This window comes from Mycolicibacterium grossiae, from assembly GCF_008329645.1.
Classification (GTDB): domain Bacteria; phylum Actinomycetota; class Actinomycetes; order Mycobacteriales; family Mycobacteriaceae; genus Mycobacterium; species Mycobacterium grossiae.
In genome coordinates this window covers 4,385,480-4,408,231 of sequence record NZ_CP043474.1, presented here as the reverse complement: position 1 = coordinate 4,408,231, position 22,752 = coordinate 4,385,480, and the positions used below count along the sequence as shown (strand labels likewise).

General features: G+C 62.2%; 13 protein-coding genes and 1 pseudogene. 1 reads left to right on the top strand and 13 read right to left on the bottom strand.

Annotation, left to right across the window (positions count from 1 at the left end; translation table 11 throughout):
- Positions 1 to 3: 3 nt before the first annotated feature.
- The 7 genes and pseudogenes from FZ046_RS21205 to FZ046_RS21180 all read right to left on the bottom strand — a co-directional run bounded on the left by FZ046_RS21205 (position 4) and on the right by FZ046_RS21180 (position 13,087).
- The gene (locus FZ046_RS21205; RefSeq protein ID WP_176749585.1) at positions 4 to 3,366 is read right to left on the bottom strand and encodes a Swt1 family HEPN domain-containing protein; all 3,363 of its coding nucleotides are present in this window, start codon (positions 3,364 to 3,366) and stop codon (positions 4 to 6) included.
- On the bottom strand, positions 3,366 to 5,189 hold the full coding sequence (locus FZ046_RS21200; protein ID WP_246182831.1) for a GmrSD restriction endonuclease domain-containing protein: 1,824 nt from the start codon (positions 5,187 to 5,189) through the stop codon (positions 3,366 to 3,368). The genes FZ046_RS21205 and FZ046_RS21200 overlap by 1 nt, the downstream gene beginning before the upstream one ends.
- A gap of 19 nt (positions 5,190 to 5,208) precedes the next feature.
- Entirely contained in the window at positions 5,209 to 5,736 is a 528-nt protein-coding gene (locus FZ046_RS21195; protein ID WP_149484313.1) for a DUF8807 domain-containing protein, read from the bottom strand.
- A gap of 205 nt (positions 5,737 to 5,941) precedes the next feature.
- Positions 5,942 to 7,348 (bottom strand): IS1380 family transposase, encoded by a 1,407-nt coding sequence (locus FZ046_RS21190; RefSeq protein WP_070356442.1) that lies wholly within the window; start codon positions 7,346 to 7,348, stop codon positions 5,942 to 5,944.
- 76 nt (positions 7,349 to 7,424) lie between these two features.
- Entirely contained in the window at positions 7,425 to 8,864 is a 1,440-nt protein-coding gene (locus FZ046_RS28015; RefSeq protein ID WP_246183106.1) for a DUF1156 domain-containing protein, read from the bottom strand.
- Positions 8,865 to 9,482: 618 nt separating this feature from the next.
- A pseudogene (locus tag FZ046_RS28010) lies at positions 9,483 to 9,629 on the bottom strand (DUF1156 domain-containing protein); the annotation flags it as partial.
- Positions 9,630 to 9,676: 47 nt separating this feature from the next.
- Positions 9,677 to 13,087 (bottom strand): helicase-related protein, encoded by a 3,411-nt coding sequence (locus tag FZ046_RS21180; protein ID WP_070354036.1) that lies wholly within the window; start codon positions 13,085 to 13,087, stop codon positions 9,677 to 9,679.
- 124 nt (positions 13,088 to 13,211) lie between these two features.
- On the opposite strand from FZ046_RS21180, the gene FZ046_RS21175 reads away from it, so the two are divergent.
- Complete coding sequence (locus FZ046_RS21175; RefSeq protein WP_149484311.1) at positions 13,212 to 16,691, top strand: DEAD/DEAH box helicase; 3,480 nt, start codon at positions 13,212 to 13,214, stop codon at positions 16,689 to 16,691.
- A 13-nt stretch (positions 16,692 to 16,704) separates the two neighbouring features.
- Here the strand turns inward: FZ046_RS21175 and FZ046_RS21170 are convergent, their stop codons facing one another.
- From FZ046_RS21170 to FZ046_RS21145, 6 genes are all read right to left on the bottom strand, one after another.
- Positions 16,705 to 17,019, bottom strand: a complete 315-nt coding sequence (locus FZ046_RS21170) for a hypothetical protein (RefSeq protein ID WP_125939735.1) — start codon at positions 17,017 to 17,019, stop codon at positions 16,705 to 16,707.
- 2 nt (positions 17,020 to 17,021) lie between these two features.
- Positions 17,022 to 17,930: a TniQ family protein gene (locus FZ046_RS21165; protein WP_083298321.1), complete on the bottom strand. Its 909-nt coding sequence runs from the start codon at positions 17,928 to 17,930 to the stop codon at positions 17,022 to 17,024.
- A 9-nt stretch (positions 17,931 to 17,939) separates the two neighbouring features.
- Positions 17,940 to 18,971 (bottom strand): TniB family NTP-binding protein, encoded by a 1,032-nt coding sequence (locus FZ046_RS21160; RefSeq protein WP_070354033.1) that lies wholly within the window; start codon positions 18,969 to 18,971, stop codon positions 17,940 to 17,942.
- 7 nt (positions 18,972 to 18,978) lie between these two features.
- Positions 18,979 to 21,042 carry a Mu transposase C-terminal domain-containing protein gene (locus FZ046_RS21155; protein ID WP_246182830.1) on the bottom strand — a complete coding sequence of 688 codons (2,064 nt, stop codon included), beginning with the start codon at positions 21,040 to 21,042 and terminating at the stop codon, positions 18,979 to 18,981.
- A complete protein-coding gene (locus tag FZ046_RS21150; RefSeq protein ID WP_170292463.1) occupies positions 21,039 to 21,275 on the bottom strand; it encodes a hypothetical protein in 237 nt (78 codons plus the stop codon). The genes FZ046_RS21155 and FZ046_RS21150 overlap by 4 nt, the downstream gene beginning before the upstream one ends.
- Before the next feature lie 161 nt (positions 21,276 to 21,436).
- Positions 21,437 to 22,672 carry an IS256 family transposase gene (locus tag FZ046_RS21145; RefSeq protein WP_070356446.1) on the bottom strand — a complete coding sequence of 412 codons (1,236 nt, stop codon included), beginning with the start codon at positions 22,670 to 22,672 and terminating at the stop codon, positions 21,437 to 21,439.
- Between the last annotated feature and the right edge of the window lie 80 nt (positions 22,673 to 22,752).

Genomic DNA, 22,752 nt, shown 5'->3' with positions numbered 1-22,752 from the left:
CGGTCATTCTTTCTCAAACCCCGACTGGTCGAACTTCAGTGTCTTCGCGTTCTCCGACACCGTACGAATCTTGTTCTCATCAAAGCCTGTTGCGTCGACCGCCTCGATCTCGATCTTCACGATCAGGTTGATGCCCTGTTCACGAAGGTTGGCGATCACCTCATCGGCGATGTTCTTGAAGTCCATCGCGATCTTGTCCGAGCTGAGCGTCTTGACTCCGTAGAACCGCGTGAACGCGATATCGATAGGGCCGGGGCCGGATCCAGTTCCGGCGCTTGTCCCAGTCCCAGTTCCAGTCCCGGTGCCCTCTTCGGTTTCAGTGCCGGTGTCGGAACCCTCTTCGGTTTTCTTCTCGTGCTTTCGCTGATGGATCGCGACGTCAGGACGCACCAAGAGCAGCGAGTCCGCTGGACTGGGTGCTGAATTGGTGTCTCCTGGGATCCAGAGTCCGACAAACCGTCCTGTGGCAGCGTCGATGCCGGTTGCCAGGGCAAACGCGTCGGTCTCCCAGATCATCGGAAGATCGAGCACGCCCTCCTCAAGAACGCGCCGATCCCGCAGCCGCGGCATGTACGGGTACTGGCAGTAGAGTCCCCATAGCGAGCCCAGAGTGACGTGCCCGTCCTGCCAGATTTGGGGCACCTTATTGATGGCGAGGCGAATCGTCACGGCCGCTTGGCGAACGGACAGATCACCGTCGTTTCCGAGCCGGCGGGAGACCCGCTCAGCCAGCGACTCCGACTGACCTTCGACCTTCGTTTCCCGCACAACGAAGGGAGCGCTCGCATCAGGCTGAGACGGGACCAACGCCCACGTAAACGTCTGCAGCAGACGAGACTTCACCGTCTGGTCGGCCTGCGCCTGCCGAGTGGACGCTTGATTCTTCTGGTTCTGGGTGAGATCCAGGTCGGCCTCGTTGGCCAGCACGTGTGACCAGCCAAGGTAGTCCCGCGCGGCGGCATCGAGTTCCTCGAGTCGTGCTTCGTCGGCTGCCAAGAACACCAGCATGTTGCGGTTGGTCCGATTCGCGGTGCCACGCTGCTCAGTTGCCTTGTGCGCGAACGCCTTGGCAGGCGAGTCCGACCCGCGTTTGTGCGCCACCTTCGGATGCAGGACGACCAGTCGGGCTTCGTCAGTGTCGGGGATATCCGCGTTCGATTCAGGGCACACGTGCACACCGGCGAAGTCGCCGCGAGTCTTGGCCTGCCCTTGTAGGCGACGGGCGATCTCGGCCCAGACATCTTCCTTGTGCAGTCTCTCCGCCTGGTCCTTGGCGGTGCGGGTGATGTTGGCCTGCAGGTCGTACCAATACTTGCCAGACCCGGAGTAGAAGTACGTGGCCCGGTCGCCAAGCTGGGTCAGCGCGGAATGGAAGTTCCCCGGAACGTCACCCGGGACAGCAGTGCCCAGGAAGACCCGCTGGGTTTCGAGGCCCTTATGGGCCGACCCGATGGTGGGTGCGGCGCCGAAGAAAACTGTGCGGGCCAGCCGCTTGGTCAGCGACCGCTGCCCGAATACGGGCTTCTCTTTGTCGATACGCGCAGGTTCTGAGGTTGGCCCGTCGACATCGGCGTCGATGATGGCTTTCCAGGAATCCTGAAGGTACTGGGTGAGTTCGGCGTTCACGTTGGCGGTGGCCAGTGGGATGGACCCGGGCATGATCAAGGGTGCGGCGTCCTCACCGGTCCACAGCGCGTGAATGACGGTGCTCATCAGCCGCAGTACGCCGCGGGTGCGTTGAAACCGCTCCAGCGAAGACCACTCTTCGTAGAGGCGGTCGAACAGTTCGGGATGGATGGGGTAGGTCCGTTTGATGCGGTCCTCATACGCAGTGTCGCGGGATTCGCGCGGGAAATCGTCGGTGTACTTGCGGTACATGTCGACGTACGCGCGCGCAGTGGCGCCGATGGAGGCAAGTGCTGCACCGTCGGGCTGGACGAACAAGCGCTGTCGGACAATCTGGTACGCCTCGGCGGAGGAAGCGGGGCGCCATTGTTCAGCGACGCGCCGCACGACGTTCTGCAGTCGTTTGAGCGCTTCGAGGCCATGTGCTCCGCCGACTTCTTCAGCATTGCCGGCCACGATCTTGTCGGAATCGTCCCCGGTTTCCGACGCGGGGATGGAAATGACCAGCAGAACACCGGACGTGCCCTTTGCCGCTTCGGTGAGGGACTGTGCGAAGGTGAACTGGTCATCGAAGGTACCGCCGGCCAGATCGTCGCGGCCGACCAGTGAGCGGGCGTAGGCGACCCACTCGTCGATCAGGATGACTGCGGGGGAGTACCTCGCGAGCAGGTCGTGGAGTGCCTCCCCGGGTGTAGTGCGGTCTGCGTCGGCCTTCGCAACTAGGGCGTAGGCCTCTGCGCCACCCAGTTGCCAGGCGAGCTCGCCCCAGATGGTGTTGACGTGGGTGCCGTCGTCCTTTGTCGATCCTGCCGGGCTGAAGTGGTTGCCGACGATGGCGACCCGGTTGACCTTGGCGCCGGTGTAGCCGTTCTTGGTGAGCAGTTCCTGGGTGTCCTGGGGGAACTGTCCGACGGGCAGTCCTGCGGCGACGTGCCACAGTGCGAGCATCGAATGTGTCTTGCCGCCACCGAAGTTGGTCTGCAGGTTGATGACGGGAGGAGCGTTGTCGTCGCCAGAAAGCCGGCGTACTGCTCGGCCAACGAGATCGGTGAGGCCTTCGGTGAGGTAGGTGCGGCGGAAGAACTCGACCGCATCGGCGTAGCCGGAGTCTTGTTCACCGCCAAAGGCCACCTTGTAGAGATCGGCGGCGAATTCGGAGGCTGCGAAGTTTCCGGTCGCGACGTCGTGATGCGGCGGCAGCACTTCGCGCCAGGGTTTGAGCCCAGCGGCTTCGGGGTTGTCGACGGCGGCCTTAAGTGTCTTCTTGTCGTCCTTGTCAGCCGCCACACGGCGGAGGTTCAGCCGAATCGCGTGGACCTCGTCGGCTTCCTTCGCGGCGCCGATGAGTTTGAGCAGCCGCTCGCCGGTATCCAGGGCGCGGTAGGCGTCATCGTCGCTGAATGTGCCGTTGTGGGCCCAGTTATTGCGGACTTCGCGCAGTTCGATGGCGAAGGATTCCCCGGCCTTGCCAAAGGTTTTGTTGAACGGGTACCAGCCGGGCTTGAGACTGCTGGTGATACTGCTCTCGGTGAGAATGCGAAATTGAACCTGGGGATCAAGGGGGTTGTACGTCTTGTCGGCGGGTGCGCCCTTTTTCCCGTCCTTGAGTTGGACGAGCTTGGTCCAAGCCGCTCCCAGGGCAGGATCGCCCTGGCCTATCACCGAGGCGATGAAGTCGTCTAAGGCTGGCGCCATCGTCTCGAACATACGGTTGATGCGGTCGCGGTTGCTCAGCGCCATCAGTCGTTCTCCATGCCTGCTTCGTTGGGAAACTCATCGGGCTCGAACTGTGCCGAATCTTCCTCGGCGAATCCCAATTCGATGTCTCGCTGCACTGCCTTACCGATTGCTTTTTCGACCAGCTCGCATAGTGATTCGCGCCGCGTACGGAAAAAGTTCTCGAAGTGGTCCTGGCGGAGGAGGTCGGCCGGAATAAGGTGAGTGGCCACAAGGCCGTCGAGATGCGCCGAGTCGATCTGCGCTCGGGTCTCGATCACCGGGAGGTACGACGACGGGGCGACACCGCCGATCGTGCGGTTGGTTCGTGCGCTGATCGTCGTCTTGTTGACGATGCTCTCTCGATGCTCTGCATCGATGCCATTGGTATCGCACCACTTCTGGGGGAAGATGTGATGGATGTCGATCGCGAGGTCGACGTACTGAACCTTGTCGAGCGCTTTGTCTTCCATCCAGTCCCGAGCACCCCCGGCAAGGATGAGCGCGGCGATCCCCTTATAGGCAGCGGCGTTGCGTGTTCGAAGTGAGTGCAGACGGGACTCGGTGAAGCTCGCGTCCTGAACAGTCCTCGGGACGGGTGCGGAGCCGTCTGTCGCCCACGGCGGAACCATCTCGATGTCTCGGGCGAACCGTGATTCGATTGCCGAGCCGTAGAGTTCGCCGAGCACACCGCACCAATACCAGCGCACGAGACGTTCACTGACACTGATCAGATCGGCTTGCTTGCCCAGCGCCACCTTGATGGCGGCCAGCGGAACCAGCTGTTTCGGGTAGGGTACATCGCGTCGCGCGAAGATGTGGCGGTCAGCCAAGAATGTCGACGCCCAGATGAACGCTTCGCGCAGTGGGTCGCGCCACTGCAGATAGTCGTTCAAGGTCAGCTTCAAGACATCCTCGCGCTTGGCCGAGATGGCTGGCGGCCGGTCGGAGGTGTCGGCGAGGTGGCGTTGGCGGGTGGTGAGCATGGTGACCGCTTGGAGGAAGTCGGTGTTCTCGACGGCAGCTAGAACCGGGTAGGACGACCACTTGAGTTGGGTCTCCCGCCAGTCGTCGTTGAGCCGGAAGTCTTCACCGGTCTTGGCGTAGTAGTCGGCGTCGCCGGCGAAGACGGCGGTGAGCAGTTCGAACACGTTGAGAGGCAGGCCACCGATGTTCACCTTTTCGAAGACGGTGGCCACGGCCGCCTTGTCGGTGTCCTCGTCCAACACGATCGCGGGGATGTCGTAGGTGGCCGACTGCTTGATGAACTGGTCATGGAACTGCTTGCCTAACGCCGGGTTCTGCAGTTCCAGGATCCAGCTCATGTAGTCCCCGTAGAGCAGGTTCAGCGGGAAGTAGCCGTGCTGATGTTGCTTGTCTTGGTCGCTGAGGTCGAGCACCACGTCTTTGCCGAAGTTCGACCTAATGACGCCGTCGGCCGGCACCGAAATCACGGCCTCGTCAACACGGTTCGGATCGCTGAGCGCAGTTTCCATCTGGACGAAGTAGCGCCGGTCGAGCAATCGTCCGCGGCTGTCTTTCGTTGCGACCACACCATTCCCGCTGAGGGCTTGGGTCAGCGATGTCAGACGCTGCTGCCCGTCCAACAAGAGGTACTTCGCCTCGGCGCCTGGGGTGAGGCCTACACCCTCGATGGCGCGCGGCTTGAACCGCACCTGTGAGTTGCCGGTCTTCAGCAGCATGACCGCACCCATCGGGTGTCCGCGCAGCACCGTCACCAAGAGCTGACGGATACGTTCGTCTTCCCACTTGTATCCGCGCTGGAAGTCCGGCAACTGAATTTCCCCGGAACGAGTCCACTTCAGGTACTCACCCAACTCGTACATCGGCGTTAGGAATCCCATGTCAGCTTTCCGTCTCTTCATCAAACGCGAATGAGTCTTGAATAGCCTCATTGCTCGACGTGCTAACCAGTCCTCCAACTATCTCTGGCCAACTCGCAACCAAGCCGTTGAAACTGAGTGCATCTTTGGCCCAGCCATTACTTTCCGCTAGCCGAAAGAGCAGGTGCGCAAGCTCCTTGACCAGGTCGGACTCGATCCCCCCATCGGGTCGACTCGCCGCTGCGCGCAGGAATTCGCTGGCTGCGACGATGCCCTCGGTGTCGAGCGCCTTAATGAGGTGATGTAAAACCTCCCAAGCGCTGGTTTGGAGGTCGTTGATGACGTCGTAGTCTGGATCCAAATCTGACGGTTTGATCAGCTGAACCTTGCCGCCCCGGCTCGTAAGGATGCCGTTGCGCTCCATCGCGTCCACCGCCGTATTACGAGCGTTGGCGAGGTTGTTGGCGTCCCCGAAACTCCCAGCGTTGTAGCCGTGTTGCCGGTACCACGCGATGGCGAACCGGGTAGCCGAATCAAAGTCACTTTCCATATTGCTCAGTGCTTCGTCAAGAACTGTATTGATCGCAGCTAGCCTCGATTTTGCATCGAATTGATGCCGGGCCGTTCTGCCGCTGAATTGTGTTGCTGGATGGGGCTTTCTGCGTAGCGATGTGGAGGGGTATCCCGTGTCGCCGGGTGGGACGGGCTTTCCTGGGGCCTGGTCTTTCTGATTGGTGGGTCGGGTGGGCCTGGTGCTATCCGAAGGCGGTGCGGATGGCCTGCCAGGCGGTCGCGATCTGGGCGGCCCACCGCCAGGTGGCGTCGATGCGCAGCCGTTGTTGGCGGGCGCCGCGGGTGATGCGGGCCGCGACGTGCAGGACTCGGTAGCGGAAGGTGGTGATCTCGGCGCGGGCCAGCGGGGGTTGGTCACCGAAACCGATGAGGCGGGTCCAGGTGACCAGGTCGGCGGCGGCGAGCACGATTTCCAGCCATGCGGCGTTGGCCCAGAAGCTGTGGCATGGCAGGTTGCGTAGGCCGGTGGCTTTGAGTTCACGGATGCGGTCCTCGACGCGGGCGTGCTGGCGGTGGCGCAGTTCCAGACCGGCGACTTGGCCGGGTATGACACCGGGTGGTGTGTCGGTGATGAACGCGGTGACCCGCATGCCGTCGGCGTCGGTGAACCGCAGCTGCGCGCCGGGATGCGGTCTCTCTTTGCGCAGGATCAGCCGGGTGCCGGGCGGCCATGTCGAGAGGTTGACCAGGTCGGTGGCTTCGGCGACCCAGGCGCCGTCGCGGATGCCGCCGTCGGTGTCGATCGCCGGATACCAGCACTGGCCGATGTTGAGGGTGTCCACGGCGTCCTGCACCCGGGCATCGACGGGGTAGCCGAAGGAGAACCCCACCCCCTGCTCGCGGCAGGCATCGGCGAACCGGTGGGTGGCCCCGGCGGTGTCGCAGCGCACCAACACCTGTGGTCGGTCTGGATCATCGCCACGAGTGGGGTCGGGCCGCCACCGGGCGGGCAGGGATGCCAGTGCCTGCTCCAAGACGATGACGTGGTCACTGGCGGTGTTGGAGCCGGCGTTGCCGGTGCGCAGCATCCCGGCCAGGGCTTCCCCGCCGGCGATCTCCGGTCGGTCCAGGAACGCCAGCAGCGGATGGTGCCCGAACGTTTTCTTCCAGGTCGGTGTGGCGCCGGTCTTGTTGTCGGAGTGGTCGATCACCAGGGTGGCATCGATGTCGATATGCAGCCATCGTCTGACCGCGGGGGCAGCGCCTGCAGCCCACGCCGCCGTTCTGGCATGGGCGCGAGCCGCCCGCACCGCGGGTAGGTGCGCGGCGTCGATCCGCTCATCGATCAACCGCCACATCGTGGTCGTCGAGGCTTTCGCGCCGAACACGTGCTCACGGTCGCCGCACAACTGCCCGACACCGTCGATGCAATCGGCGCCGTCAGCAATCGCGGCCGCCAGATCAGCGAAAACCTCCCCGGGCGCGTACACCCACGGGCCGCGGTAGGTGTCGGCCAACGCGGCGGTGACCTGCGCCGATAACCCGGTCAGATCGGCAAGTTCACGTAGCAAGCCCATCCCGGCATGCGACACGACACCACGGCCGTCAGCCGACACTTTCACCCGCGATGCGGCCGCGATATTCTTCACCTGCGAAGTGCCTTCCCGTAGGAATACTTGAACCTTAGAGAAGTCCAATTATCCCTTGCAGGACAGGCACTTTCGCTTATCTACACACCACCACAAGCGAGAATCCGCGAAAAATCTGGGCTAGTGCGGCTCTCACAGTAATTTGATCGCCGTTCGCCTCGAGCACGGCGGGGTATCGCGAGAACACAGCCATTCCGGGGCCAATCGCGGCTTGAGGTAGGTCGACGGGCGCGATGGAGGCTTGCTGTAAGTCCCGCAAAGCCTCTGGAAGCTCGTCCCGCAGCCGTGCAAGGAATTCGCGCCGATCGATAGGTTTGGTGTCAGGTGCCCGTCGTCTGCAAACGAGCACGACTGAAGAAGCCAACACATTGGTGCCAGTCTTGAGGCCCTGATCTCGTTCCGTGCGCATCGGCCAAGTGGCAACGACGGCGAAACCCGCTCTTAAGAGGCCGCTGAGCATTGTCTCCCAGCCGGTTGATGCTGTCCCCTCGCTGACCACTTCAGCTTGCTTGAACGCATAGAAGAAGACCACCGGGGCTGCGTCTGTTGTCGCCAAAGCAGCCGCTTCGAACGTCTTCTGAAGTCCGTCTCTGAAGTGTGTCTCTGCAGCTCGCTTACCGTTGAAACGGTCTGGGGCAGCGACCAATTCATCCATTTTTGGCGTAAGCAAAGTGCGGGTGAGGTCTGGGTAAATAGAACCCATCGAGCGTCGAAGCCACACATAGAAAAAGTCGGAAAGGTCAGCGTATCCAATATTGTCGTAGTACGGCGGGTCCGTCGTGATGACAACGCCGTGGGAAGCCAATGCTGTTGCGTCGCGCTGGGACGAATGTCCAGAGCCGTTCGGGCGAAGCCCTTCGATCGCGCGGGCCTGGGTTGAGCAAGCGACTGCAAAGTCACCTGCGGCACCAGCGAAGGGATCGACTTCGGCGAAATCCCAGACCATCGGAATGGCTTGTCGACCAAACAAATGCACTGCTTGATCACGCGCGTTTGACCACTGGACAAGTGAGTTATTCATGTCGGCAACGCGGCTGAGGGCCAAACCGAGATACGTCGTCACAGCCTCCGCATACGCTGTCGCATCGGCCGCCGACATTGCTGCGGCTCTTGCATCTGCAACGATCTGCGCCTGGCACCGCGCAATTTCCTCGATGAGCGTATTAATGGCCACGAGCTGCCGATCAGTGAACACGTCAGCAAAGGCTGTCATGCCAAATGCAGGCGGCGAGAACCAACGGGGATTCGTAGGCATGAGAGACTGTGGTGCGTTGTCAGGCCTTTCTATCGAAGCCGCTTCAATGTCGCGCGGTGTCGGGTTCAAATAGAAGCGCTGCCGGTCGCCACCAGCGACAACGGCAAGTAAGCGTCGTCCGAGTCGCCCCGCGAGCCCTTCACCCTTGACGTAGGCGTCCGTCGTAATGTCACCACAGACAAGGCATTTGAATTGTGCTCCCCGCCCCTGTTTTGGGGGCGCTTGCGGTCCACCGGTTCCTGTCGTCACCCGCGTCTGCACTGAGTCTCCCTCGACCCGCGGAGTGATCCAGCAAAGTTTTCCAGCCTTCCTCGATAGCCACCACGTACTCGCACAGATGACTTCGGCGCCACACGCTGGGTTTGGGCAGCGACAGGTCCGTGACCAAATCCACGCCAGAGTTGAAGCTGGCGTGCCGTCGGGATGGTGGCTATTTGGATACATCGCCGCGCATCGATTACGCGCCGAATCGCGGACTGCGGTGCCATAGCGACGGATATCTTCCGCCAAGCCTGCCAGACCGGTACCACGAAACAAGCCTGAATTTGCACTTCCAGGGAACACTGGTGGAGTGTCGACCCAGCGCGGGGGGATCTCAACAAGCGCTTTATTAATTAGCACTGCCACTGGATTAAGATCAGAAGCTTCAACCTGCAGTCCGAGTCGCTGTGCCTCTATCGGAATGGAACCGCCGCCTGCGAAAGGGTCGACGAGCAGTGGGGTGCCCTCTGGGTTGGAGCGGCGAATTTCTTCCCTCGCAGCGCGTAGTAGGGAATCTTCGCTGCTGTTTTCCCAAACAACCAATTGACTAATGAGGTCTAGCAGCCTTTGCCGCTCGATTGCCTGAGCTTCAGCGGTAGGAAATAGGTCAGGGTGCGAGGACGGATCGTCAACCATCTGGGCGAATACGACCGCCCTACACGCCGCCAAGGGGCGACGCGCCCACCATATATGCAGCATTGAAGGATGGCCATGGCGAATTGATTTCTCCCGCGCTGACTCTCGGTTGATTGCTACGAGGGGCATAGCAACCTCGATCAGTTTGCGCTTTGGTACTTGCATTTCGGATGTCATCAGAATGGCTCGGTTCCCTTGTTCCACATTTTGTTCCAGTCGCCGCGCACGCCTGTGGCGTCGAAGTCGCCAAGATCCGTCGAGGCGAACGGGTTGTCTAGGTATCGGACTTCGTCATGGCCTGCGCCTCGCGGGTCGACCTTGACTAAAGCCAGTCGGTATCGCGGTGCTGCGTTCTTGCCGACCATCACTTCGTTGTGGGTGACGAAGAAGTCGGCGGCGCCGTCCAAACGGGCTTTGACCTCGATGCGGTAGGTATCTCCACTGGCATCCGAGGACAGAATATCGAATCCCTTATTGTTGAATGCCTGCTCGACCGGTGTACGGCCAACAGCTCGCTCTGCCGCCATCACCAGATCGACGCCTCGGCGTTCGACCTCTTTGGTCTCCTTGGCGTGCATCGGTGCCGAAGGTGGCAACTCGCCGTCGACCATGCTTGCCGGCAGTACCAGTGCGGCGGTCATGATGCGTGGCGGCTTGGTCGACATCAACGCCTGCTTGTCGAGTAGCCCGAGGCGGTTGCGTAGGCGGGCGTCAAGCTCGACGGCTTTTCGGTTGAGGCTTTCAGCCGACTCCTTGGGCTTCTCGCCTGCTTGCTCCTTTTCGGCTGCCACGGCGGCGTCGAGAAGCATCCGATCACGTTCACCCTCAAGGCGTTTGACTACGAGTTCACGCGTCTTTTCGAGTTCGGCCGCACGTCGTGGCTGTACCTCTGCGAGGTACTCGGGGAGCTGGGTGGTGATGATCCAACTGGTGGCACGATCCTCCGCCTCCGCCAGCCAAGGAAGTTGGCGTGCCGACGCGACAGCTGGAGTATCCGGTGCTGCGACGCAATCGAGATACGGTGCCGGCCCGGCAGGCGTCACCCCGCCGTGACTGTCAACGTATGCGTATCCGAACCGTCTGGATACGGCAGCACCGGTGGCATCGGCGATTTCTTCGACAACACCGACTAGCAGATGAGGCTCTTCCAGCGTCGCAGACACCAGTACCGTGCCGCTGTTGAGTGTGCCGCCGAAGTGGCGGATCGTTTCGTCCATCACCGCGTCATGTAGCGGGTGTCCTGGTGCGAGCAGATCGGCGCGTGCCAGTTCCTCGGAGTGCACGTGCTCCAGGTCGAAGGTGACTCGGTCGTACTTGGTCGCGATCGGCTGGTACTTGCTAGCCCTGATTTGCGCCGGCACGTTGGCGATCTCGTAGCGACCGCGTTCACGTTTGGCGATGCGCCCACCAAGGCGGGTGAACGCGGCCTTGAAAGCAAGTTCGATGTAGTGCGGTTGCAGACGGCGTGCACGTGCCTCGTCCATAGCCGCACGCAGCTTGGCCAAATCGGCGTCGGCGAGATGATCCGACGCCAGGGCACGTTCGTCGAGCAACTCCTTGAGCCCGTCAGCCACCTTGTGATCGATGACCTCGTGCATCTTGGCCTTCACATCGTCGCGTTCCCCGTAGCGGATGGCCTCCAGGAGCAGTTCGCGAAGCGGTGTCTCGAAGAACGCTTCGCCGAGAACGTCGAAGACTTTGCCGCCGTAGGCCTTCCGCTGCTCTTCGATCTTTTGCAGCAGGCGTTCGAACACGGCACCTTCGCGGGTGTTGCTGGCGACCAGATTCCACAGCCGACAAACTTCTTCCTGCCCAATGCGGTGGATGCGGCCGAAGCGCTGTTCGATGCGGTTGGGATTCCACGGCAGGTCGTAGTTGACCATGAGGTGGGCGGCCTGCAGGTTGAGACCTTCGCCGGCGGCATCGGTGGCCAGCAGGATCTGGCAGTCGCGGTTCTTGGTGAACTCCTCGGTGATCATGCGCCGCTCCTTGCGGCGCACCCCGCCATGGATGGCCTGTACGGCGTTGGGCTTCCCGATCAGGGTCCTGATGCGTCCGGCGAGGTAGTCCAGGGTGTCGCGGTGCTCAGTGAAGATGATGAGCTTGCGCGGCCACCCGTTGGCGTCAACGGTCAGCGCCTCGTCCTGCAGGATTCTGCTCAGCTCGGTCCACTTGCGGTCGGTTCCGGAGTCGCGGACCTGCTTGGCGACGGTCGTCAGCTCTCTCAGCTCGAGGAGTTCGGCATCGAGTTCCTCCACCGTCTGGGCTGCGGTCGCGGCGTCGAGCAGCTCCTCTTCGAGTTCTTCAATCTGTTCTGAGTTGTAGTCGTCGGAGTCGAGGCCTTCGAGGTCGATGGTGGGTTCTTTGTCGGTGTACGTCCCGCTCAGAATCTCCTGTTTCTTGCGCTCAAGGCGCTCGGTGCGACGCACGAGACTCTTGTAGATGGCCTCCGGGCTGGAGGCCAGGCGACGCTGCAGCACCGTCAGGGCGAATCCGACGGTGTTCTTGCGTTTGCCGCCGACCCGGTCGGCACGGTTCATGCCTTCGCGCACGTAGTCGGTGACCTGTGCGTACAGCGAGTACTCCAGTTCAGTGAGCTCGTAGGGCACGGTCTCGGCGCGACGCTCGGGAAACAGCTTCTTGCCCTCGAAGGTCAGCAGGTCTTCTTTGACCATCCGGCGCATGATGCCGTCGGTGTTGGCGGTCTTGGTGTTCTTGCCTTCGAACCGATCACGGTCGAGCAGGGTGAGGAACAGCTGGAAGTCTTCTTCCTTACCGGAGTGCGGCGTCGCGGTCATCAGCAGCAAGTGGCGGGTGATCCGCCCGAGCATCTCTCCGAGTAGGAAGCGTTTCGTCTTTTCCAGCTTGCCGCCGAAGTAGTGCGCGCCCATGCGGTGCGCCTCGTCGACGATGATCAGGTCCCACTCGGTTTCGGCGAGCTGGGCCTGCAGGTCCTCATTGCGCGACAGCTGATCCATTCGGCCGATCAGCAGTGGGTTCGTCTCGAAGACGTTGAGGTTGACGTTGGCGTCGATCAGTTGGTTGGTGAGCAGGTCGAAGCGCAGCCCGAACTTGAAGAACAGCTCGTCTTGCCACTGTTCGACCAGCCCGCCGGGCGCGACGATTAGGCACTGTCGCACGTCGTCACGCAGCAGCAGTTCTTTGATGTAGAGGCCGGCCATGATGGTCTTCCCGGCGCCCGGGTCGTCGGCGAGCAGGAATCGCAGCGGGGTACGGGGGAGAAGCTCGCCGTAGACGGCCCGGATCTGATGAGGAAGCGGCCGGACGTCGCTGGTGGCCACGGCCAACATCGGGTCGAACAGTCCGGCCAGGGTGATCCTTTGGGCCTCCGCGACCATCTTGAAGTCGGTGGCGTTGGCGTCGAACGCGCGGCTGCCGGTCTGGGCGACGGTGAGGCTGTCTTGGTCCTTGCGGAACACGACCTGCTGGCCGAGTGCACCGTCGTTGGTCTTGTAGGTGAGCTCCAGCGCGTCGGTGCCGTGCCATTGGGCAAAGATCACCGTGATTACCTGGGACGGGATCAGCCCGTCGATGCGCAAGCCAGGCTTTAGCTCTTCCAGCAGCACTTCTTGTCCTCCCCGTCGATAGCCGGCCCACTAGTCGACCCCTCCGACAGTATCCGTGGTCGTCCGCGAATCGTCGCTAGGTCCGCTAATCTCCCGCTAGGGAGCGAGTCGATCAACGGGGACTATGGGCAGCGACGAACAGCCGTCAACATCGGCTATCGGTGACGAAGTACGAGGCTGGGTTGATGCCGCCAGGGCGGTGGCAGCAGCACGCCATGAGATTGCTAGCGCAGCAGCCGCGCAGTCCACCGCGCTACGAGCGCGCACCGCGACGGCGCGGCGCGACAATCGCGACCTTTGGCATGTCATCCCGCTGCGCGCCGACGATCAGACGCTCGTCCAGACGATGGCGAGGGCATCCTGCCTCGCGCCTGTTCATCCGGACGTTCAACGAGAGCTCGACCGGCTCACCACCGAAGTCGCGGCGGCCACGGAGGACCTGAGAAAGGTCACGGGGTTCGGTCGCCTGCTGCTGTTCGGCGGAACCCGAGAGAAAGCCAATCAAGCGGCGCAGTTTCTCACCGACTACCGCCGGTGGTTCCTGACTAGCGGTGTTGGACAGGCGATCGAGCAGGCCAAGCCGGTCGATGATCCCCGGATCCGCGGCCTCACGGTGCACGACGTGCTGACCGACTGGGTGGGCTTCAGACAGCAGCTACCCGACCACGGCCAAACTGCCGAGCTGGTCGACTCGACGACCTTCGCGATCCTCCCGAATGCCACCGCCGTCATCCACCGTGCGGCTACTGAAGAGTCCAAGCTGCGCAAAGCCGCGGTCGACGCGGGAAACGCCGTCCGCGCCAAAGAGACCGATCGCATGCTGGCCGACATGTCCGTGGAACGGCTACGCGAAGCCACCCGCGACAAGATCCGCATCGGCGCTCTAACCGACAACGGCATCACCACTGTCCTCGCTGTCTTGGCTAACGAAGGCATTCTCGAGCACTTCGACGGCATCGGGGAAACCTCCGCAACCCGCATTCGCGCAGCCGCCCGGACGCTGCGGCAGAACACCTACGACGAGATGCCGATGCGCATCGACATCAAGAACCGCACCCCGGAGCACACCGACTTCCTTCGCCACCTGCGCGGGTGGGACGCGGCGCGTAGGGCCACCGCTTCGTCGGCGGACATGGCAATCGTCGAAGAGTTGGCACCCGTCGCAGCAGTCATCGACAACACGGTCACCCACGCCATCGTCATCCCCACCGCCTTGTCGACCGTCGCGGACTTCCGGGACGCCGTTCAGATAGTCGCCCGAGCAGCCCGAGCGATCGCCGACGCCCAAGACGCCGCAACAACCGGCGATCCCTGGGAAGACTTCCTCACCCGGCCAGCCGACTACTTCGCACTACTGGCTGAACTGGGATTCATCACCGAGGACGACGAGAAGACTCACGGTGACCTGCCTACCGAAATCATCGAAGCAGTACGTGATTTCGAGTTGAAGGGCGACTACCTCACTGCATCGCTACGCGGCTACCAGAGCTTTGCGGCACGTTTCGCACTGGTCCAGCGCAAGGTCATCATCGGAGACGAGATGGACCTGGGCAAGACCGTCGAGGCCATCGCCACGCTGGCGCACCTGCGAGCAAAGGGTGACCACAACTTCCTGGTCGTGTGCCCCGCCGCCGTGGTGACCAACTGGGTCCGCGAGGTCAGCGCGAAGTCAAAACTGCCCGTACACCGTCTGCACGGCCCCGACCGGCAATGGGCGGCGAAGAACTGGCAACGCAACGGCGGCGTGGGCGTCACGACCTTCGATACGCTGCGATGGCTCAACGATGAGGTGTCGATCCCGGCGCTCAGTTGCGTGGTCGTCGACGAGGCGCACTACATTAAGAATCCCGATGCGCTTCGCACGCAACGAACCGCGCAGCTCATCGACTCGTGTGAACGGGCGATTCTGCTCACCGGCACGCCACTGGAGAATCGACTTGACGAGTTCCGCAACCTCGTCGGTTACCTCCGCCCGGACCTCGTGTTGGATGCGAACGAATTCGCGCCTAAGAAGTTTCGCCGCCAGGTAGCGCCGGCATACCTGCGCCGCAACCAAGAAGATGTCCTCACCGAGCTTCCCGAACTCGTTGAGGTCGACGAGTGGATGCCGATGTCGGGCGACGACGCCGCGGCGTACCGCTCCGCCGTGGAGCAGCGCAACTTCATGGCGATGCGCCAGGCGACGATGAAGCAGGGAATCAAATCGACCAAGATGCAACGCCTGGTCGAGATCGTTCAAGAGGCAGAGGCCAACGGCCGCCGCGTCGTCGTCTTTTCGCACTTCCTCGATATTTTGAGCGACGTTGCACGGCATATGCCGGGCCGGGTCTTTGGACCACTGACCGGCTCTGTCGCCGCCAGCCAACGCCAGGTAATGGTCGACGACTTCTCCGCTGCCAACAAGGGGGCCGTGCTGGTTGCCCAAATCGTCGCTGGCGGAGTGGGTCTCAACATCCAGGCGGCCTCAGTGGTTGTGATCTGCGAACCGCAGCTCAAACCGACCACCGAGTGGCAAGCCATCGCACGGGCGCACCGCATGGGCCAGCTCGAATCCGTTCAAGTCCACCGACTTCTGTCCGACGAAGGAGTCGATCAGAGACTCCGTGAGATCCTGGCCACCAAGAAGGAACTCTTCGAGAGCTTTGCCCGCGAAAGTGAAACCGCTGCAAGCGCCCCGGAAGCCTACGACGTCACAGAGGCCGAACTCGCACGCGACATCATCGCTGCCGAACGCGAGCGGCTTTTCGGTCAATCGGTGAAGACCGCGCCCTCGACAGCGCCAAATGAGCCACCGAAGACGTCGCCCCCGACTGAGAAGCCGACCGTATCTCGACCGGCAACGACCACGACGGAATCTGTCAGACCGACTGCACCAGCGACTCGTCACCGCGTTGTGAGACCTGGACCGCCAGTGCAGAACTTGACTCGTTCGGAGAGCCGTGTGGACCGACCCCGTCGCGTGGTTCCAGAACGCCTTCAATCACCGGCTTCAACCAGCGATGCGCGGCCGCAGACCTCCAGCTCTGCGCCTCCCGCGCTGCAGAGGTATCCCGTTTTCTCTGAGCCTTTATCACCGATCTCGCAGACACCTGCCGACCGGGTCATCGACAACATCGTTCGCATCGTGGGTGCGGAGGGTCCTCTGACTGGGTGGCGGTTGCACCAGGTCTACCGAAAGTGCGCGACGGGCCGAGAGTCTCACGATGAGTTCTCGCGTCTGCTCAATCGGGCTATTTCAGCTGCCGAGCGGCAGCAGCGCATCGTGTCGGAAAACCCATTGAATCAGTCCGGTAACAAACCACGGACTTTCAGACTGCGGAACCAGTCATTAACCGTCGCACGCGAACTCGGCCCCCGGACGATCGATATTGTGCCTTTGAGGGAGGTGCAGCAGTACTGCCGCACCGTGTCCGCCGGCCAATCGCTATCGGCTGGCGAACTTGTGGAACGGGTGGGCAGGCTGCTCCGCAACAAGCACGTCATGAGCGAGCTTCAGAAAGCGGTGCTCGCGGCCCAGCGCATAGATCAGAAGTCCGCTGGCACACGCTCAGGTGACGCGGTGTGTCCGTCGTGCTTTACGATCCATGCCGGCGAGTGCGCTTGACTACTTTGAAATCTCAGCGCGCCAGCACCGTCGCCCAATGCTCGGCTTGTTCGGCGGCGTCGAGCAGTATTCGAGCCAGCGCACGTGATTGTTCCGCGGACAGCGGACCATTACCAGCGATGTCAAGGTAGATCTCGACGAAGTCATGAGAGCTGAGTTCTCCGTTGGGGTGTTGAATGGCGGACAGGTGTACGCCGACGTCGTAACCCTCGACGCTTTCCTCGTCGGTATAGACGATCCTGTATAGCTCGTCGCCATCCAGCTGCCAGTCGGTGCATCCTGCTGCGCCGTGGGGCAGCGCAGGTCCAACCTGATCGACTGTCGTCATCATCATCCCCTCGTGTTCTCTTGACTGCCCCTGCGCTCAAGCTTCGTGACATCCGCTGCCGCCAGTTGGCGCAGCCTCCATTCGTAGATCGGATCCGCGGCACGGTAGGGGGCGTCGCCATCCAGGACGAGTTCAAAAAGGTCGAGCATGGCCTTGCCGCGTCTTGCTCTGTCTTTCGCGAGCAGCCGCCTGCGCCACGCCGAGTCGCTGAGCACGGTGGCCAGCCGAATGATCTCGGGATACATGGCTGCGTTGCGGCTCGCAGTGCCCGTGCCTCGTTGGGCTTCATCGGGTTGGAGTTCGGAGAGTCGGAATCCGATCGCTTCCAGCGGTCGCCAGTAGTTCCACTGCTCCACGATGTCGTAGGCGTCGGTGACAGATTGCAGAATCGCGGGCCGGCCGTGTTGGTGGATGAGACGTTGATGCCGCCGGTGTGCAAGCAGAATATCGGCACGTGAGGCGCCAACGATTTTGACGATCGGGCGGGTTGGGTCGGCACGAAAGGCCGTGCCGTTGAGCCACATGCTGTGGTGGACGCACACCACGTTGTCGTGGGTGGACCACACCTGCGGGAAGGAAATACGTTGCCCGTGTCTCGATGCGCACAGTGGACATCCGGGCCCGACCGATTCCACTTCGCGCTGCAACAACTCAGGATAGGCGTCGGTATCGCCCGCAATTCGCAGTTCGGGCAGTGCGAAGGCGAGGGCGCGATCGCTCATCGACACGCAGGCGGCGAGAGCGGCTCGCGTCGTTGGCCCCCGGCGGGTCAGCAGTGCTTCCAGGCGAGCACGGCTGATGCCGTTCGCCTTCGCCAGACGGGCGAGGTATTCGGCAAGCACTTCGTTCGGCAGGGGCCTCACCGGACGGGGAAGTGTTGGGTTGCCGATGCTGGACGTGAGCGTTGTCATGATCGTGACCTACCCGGCCTTGGGGGCGACTGGGTGGCTGGTTGCGGCCTCCGCTGCGTGGTCGATGATGGCTGCGTCGAGTGCCTCACGCGTGATCGCGTCGTCTCCGCTGAGGATGGCCGTGATCGCCGCGACTCGGATGAGATGACTCAGACTGCTGATCGACCCACCCGTTCGTTGGTGTAGGTATTTCGAGTTGCGCGTCAGCGTGCCGTCTCGGTGCTTGTACAGGCGCAATGCTGATTCCATTGATGCGACAAGCGATTTCCATTCGTCGTTGAATGGAAAGTTGCCTGTCTTGATCAGAACGGACCGTCCTGAGATCTGCCGGCCGCGGACTCCGGTGAACAGCCCGGAGCGCTCCACATTGATGCCCGCGTAGACGAATGTGGCGGGCATGTGCTCGCTGAAGTACTTCAGATGATCGGACATGTCCTCGCCGGCGGCACTGGCAAGGTTGAGGTTGTGGATCTCGTCGACAATGACGAGTTCGGTCCGGGCCTCGGTGAGCACGTGGCACACCGCATCGGCGATGTCAGTGGTGTTGTGACGTTGCCGCGTAGGAAGTCCGAGGAAGTTGGCGAACTCTGAAGCGAGCTTGCGGGGCGAGCCTTTCGGCGGTGTTGTGATGTAGACGACAGGTATCCGGTCCTGGCCGGGATACCGGCGGCGTACGTTCTGCTCGTGGATCTTTCCGAGCAACTTGATGGTGGTGGTCTTCCCGCTCGCCCACGGCCCTGACACGATCATGGATCGGCGGGCGCCACATTCACGTTGATTGAGCAGAGTCAACAGCCGGCCCTGGCGGGTGATGTGGCGGACCGTTGAAGTCTCGATGATGACCAACTCCGAGTGGTAGGCCATGCGTCGGTCATCGAATGCGAGCTTCTCCGCACCGGTGAGCGTGCTGTAGTAATCGTGATCGGGTAGGTCAAATATTGCGGGTTTGGCGTCGACGAATCTGCGCCAACCATCAAGCGTTACTGACGGCAGCTGGCGGGGGTCGAGGTCGGGCTCGGCCGCCTGCTCATCGACGGTCATCTTCGAATCACCATGTGTCGGCCTCCTTCTCGGCGTCGAATACGGGTAGTGGGATGACGTCGGCGATATCGTCGTCCTCCGCCGGAGACAAATGGGGCGTCGGCTTTTCCTCTGCTGGTGGCAATGTGGGTGGTAACTCCGCCGCCGCCCGTGTACGCGCGATGGCTCGGCGGTCCTTTGCGGTGCGGCGACGCCGGGTCGCCGGCTCGGGCGCCACGGACGCACGTCCCAAGAGGTCCTCGACTGCGGCCGTGATCGCCTCTTGCGAGGTTCGCCGCTCTCCTCGACTTGTCTCGAGTTGACGTGCATGCTCCCACAGTGACGACCCAAACGGCTGCGGTGCGGTGTGGAGCTGCGTCCAGCAGGCCATCAGGTAGCCCTCGCCGTGGTGGTTGCGAACCCAGATGCGACTGACGTCGTAGGGGTCGTAGTGGACCTGCCACTGCGTGCCCTTGCCGGGTACCCCGGAGATCTCACCCCGCGCAGCGTCCAAGTCGTCGCTGTCGTAGGTCCGGTAGTCGATGGTGATGCCTGCGGCTGTCACCGTCCGGTACAGGCTGGGTAGGAGTGCGATGTATTGGTCGGAGGTCAACGGCGCGGGGATATATCCGCTGACGGCGAGCATGGACGCGTACTTCTCGTTCGGGGTCAGCTTTCTTTGCGGGTTCAAGGGGTCCCGCAGTCCATCGTGGGGTCTGTTCTGCCAGGCGACGACGACCCATTCGTCCAGCAGATCCTGAAGCTCTTGCAGCGAGAATACTGCGTTCTGCTCGGCGTTCTTGCCTCGGTTCTCGACCGATGATCCGAGGTAGCCCGTGACGTATTGTGCGAAAAGGGTTTTGACCGATCCCAAGGTGCGTTCGACGATCGGCTTATCGGTAGGCTCGTCCTTGTGTGCAGGCTGCATGCTGATCCCGAGCGATCGGCATGCAGAGCGGAAAGTGCTCGACAGATAGACGGCGCCGTTGTCGTACACGATGTTCTCGGGAACGATGACGGGGCGGGCAGCAGCGTGCTCAAGTCTGTCATCGACAGACCGCATTGCGTGGTAGGGCAGGACCGAGTTCGACATTCGGACGGCATCGATCCATCCTGGCCGCATCGGTTCCGGCGTCATCGATTTCGCGACAAGAAGGGATGCGTCTACTGCCTTCGTCGTAGGTCGGAGAACCGCCGCGACGATTGTGCGCGTCGCAGCGTCGACGAGGCCCGTCAGCTCCACCCGACCCCTCACCGACTCATCGAGCCGGATGCCGACATCGAACGGCGTGGTGTCGATTTGCATCCACTCCCCGGGACGGCTCGCGACCACCTTACCGAACACGCCCTCCGGCTGATGGTTCTTCGTCTGCCGGGTTCGTGCGGATCCAGTGGCGTGACGCGCTTGGGGGAGCTGTTTCATCAGCCGATGAAATGTGGTGTGAGAAGGTAGTTTCACTCCGTCGCCGAACTTGTCGACCACTCGCCGGTCCACGTGCCACTTCATGGCAATCTCTGTGCGCGTCGACTGCAATTCGTTCTCGTTCAGCACCTCCAACAGCACGCCCACGTAGCGACTATCGACCCGACGGGTTGGCGAGCGCCTACGGTGAAGACGGCCGTCAACCAGCCCGGCAACGCCGGATCGTTCGTAACGCCGACGGAGTTCTTGGAAGTACTTCAGGCCCAATGGCGTTCCAGCGGACTCAAGTTCGGAGCATTTGTTGCGTTCTCGCTGTCCGAGTGATGTCGATCGAATGTCGTATCCGTTCCGTGGAGTGGTCTGCGGCGGTGAGCCGACTGGTATCCCGTCGACCACTTCGGAGATGTGGTGCTCGAGCCAGAGGACGCGCTCCTGGACCCGTCTCGGCAGCGCGGAGAAGTAGTCGGGTGGGATTGGGCGGCGACGAACGCTGGGGGATAGGACGTCGAATGAACTGTCCGCGAACAAGTCCGCAATCTTGACTGCTGCGAGCTGACCGTCCTCGCGACGTAGCTTCGCTATCATTCCGTCGATCGCCACCAGCTCGCAGAACTTGCCGTCGTAGCGACAAAAGTCGCCGATGGCGATTCTGGCGGGCTCAGCAGTCATCGTTTGGCCAACCGGATCAGCGTATGTTCACCGATCGGTGCCGAGTCGATATCGACGTCGATCTCGTGTGTCCAGAGCAGGTGATAGACAGTGGGTAATACCAATAGCGGTTCGCCCGCCGCGAGGGCGGCTGCGCCGATTGTCTTCGGGTTGTGGGCCAGTAGCGAGGTCAGGTTGGTGACGACGTCCTGCCGTCGATTTCGTGGGTTCCGGTAACCGGCGAGCCAACGCAAGTTCGCGGCTCGGATCGGTGGCTGATCTCCAACACGGCGGTAGGTCCACCCAGACCCAGTACGCCCGCACAGCGCACTGGTCGATTCGAATGCCTCGCGTGCGGGTCAAGTCCAGGGACGTGGTGTACGACGTCGTCGTGTGATTCTTCGAGGTAGTTGGGTCAGGCGGTCAGTGCCGCTGGGGTGGCCTCCTGTTCTGTCGGTGTGTCGTTGACGGTGCGTGATTTGCTGAGGACGTCGAGGCCGAGGTAGCGCCGCGATTCTGCCCATTCGTCGTGTTGTTCGGCCAGGACGGCGCCGACGAGGCGGATCAGAGCGTTTCGGTCGGGGAAGATGCCGACGACGTCGGTGCGTCGGCGGATCTCCTTGTTGAGGCGTTCCTGGGGGTTGTTGCTCCAGATCTGGCGCCAGATCTGCTTGGGAAACGCAGTGAACGCCAGCAGGTCCGCCCGGGCTTCTTCCAGGTGGTCGGCGACCTTGGGGAGCTTGTCCGCGAGGGCCTCGATGATCCGATCATATTGCGCAGCAACCGATTCAGCGTCTGGTTGATCGAACACCGAATGCAACAATGTCCGGACCCACGGCCACGACGACTTGGGAGTGACGGCCATCAGGTTGGTCGTGTAATGCGTTCTGCACCGCTGCCAGGCCGCCCCGGGCAGCGTCGCCCCAATGGCCGCTACCAGCCCGGCATGGGCGTCGCTGGTGACCAATTTGACCCCGGACAGGCCGCGGGCGGTCAGCGACCGCCAGAACGTCAACCAGCCCGCTCCGTCCTCGGCGGTACTGACGTCAATACCCAGGATTTCGCGATGGCCCTCGGCGTTGACCCCGACCGCGATCAGGGCGTGCACGTTGACCACCCGCCCGCCCTCGCGGACCTTGAGCACCAGGGCGTCGGCGGCCACGAACGTGTACGGGCCGGCGTCCAAGGGCCGGGTGCGGAAGGCTTCGACGGCGGCGTCGAGTTCCTTAGCCATCACGCTGACCTGGGACTTCGACAGCGACGTGATCCCCAGGGTCTCCACCAGCTTGTCCATCCGCCGCGTCGAGACCCCCAGCAGGTAGCAGGTCGCGACTACCGTGGTCAGAGCCCGTTCGGCGCGTTTGCGGCGTTCCAGCAGCCAGTCCGGGAAGTAGGAGCCGTGGCGCAGCTTCGGGATCGCGAGATCCAATGAGCCTGCGCGGGTGTCGAATTGGCGGTGCCGGTAGCCGTTGCGGGAGTTGGTGCGCTCGGTGCTGCGTTCGCCGTATCCGGCGCCGCACAGGGCGTCGGCCTCAGCGCCCATCAGGGTGTGGATGAATGTGGCGAGCAGCTCGCGCAGCACGTCGGGATGGGCGGTGGTGAGTCGTTCGGCCAGCACGGTGGGCAGGTCGATATTGTGGGCAGTGGTCATCGCGTCGGTTCCTTTGCTCGAGAAACTTTGGTCGGTCTCTCGAAGAATCACGCGATGACCTTCAATCATTCGGCTACGAC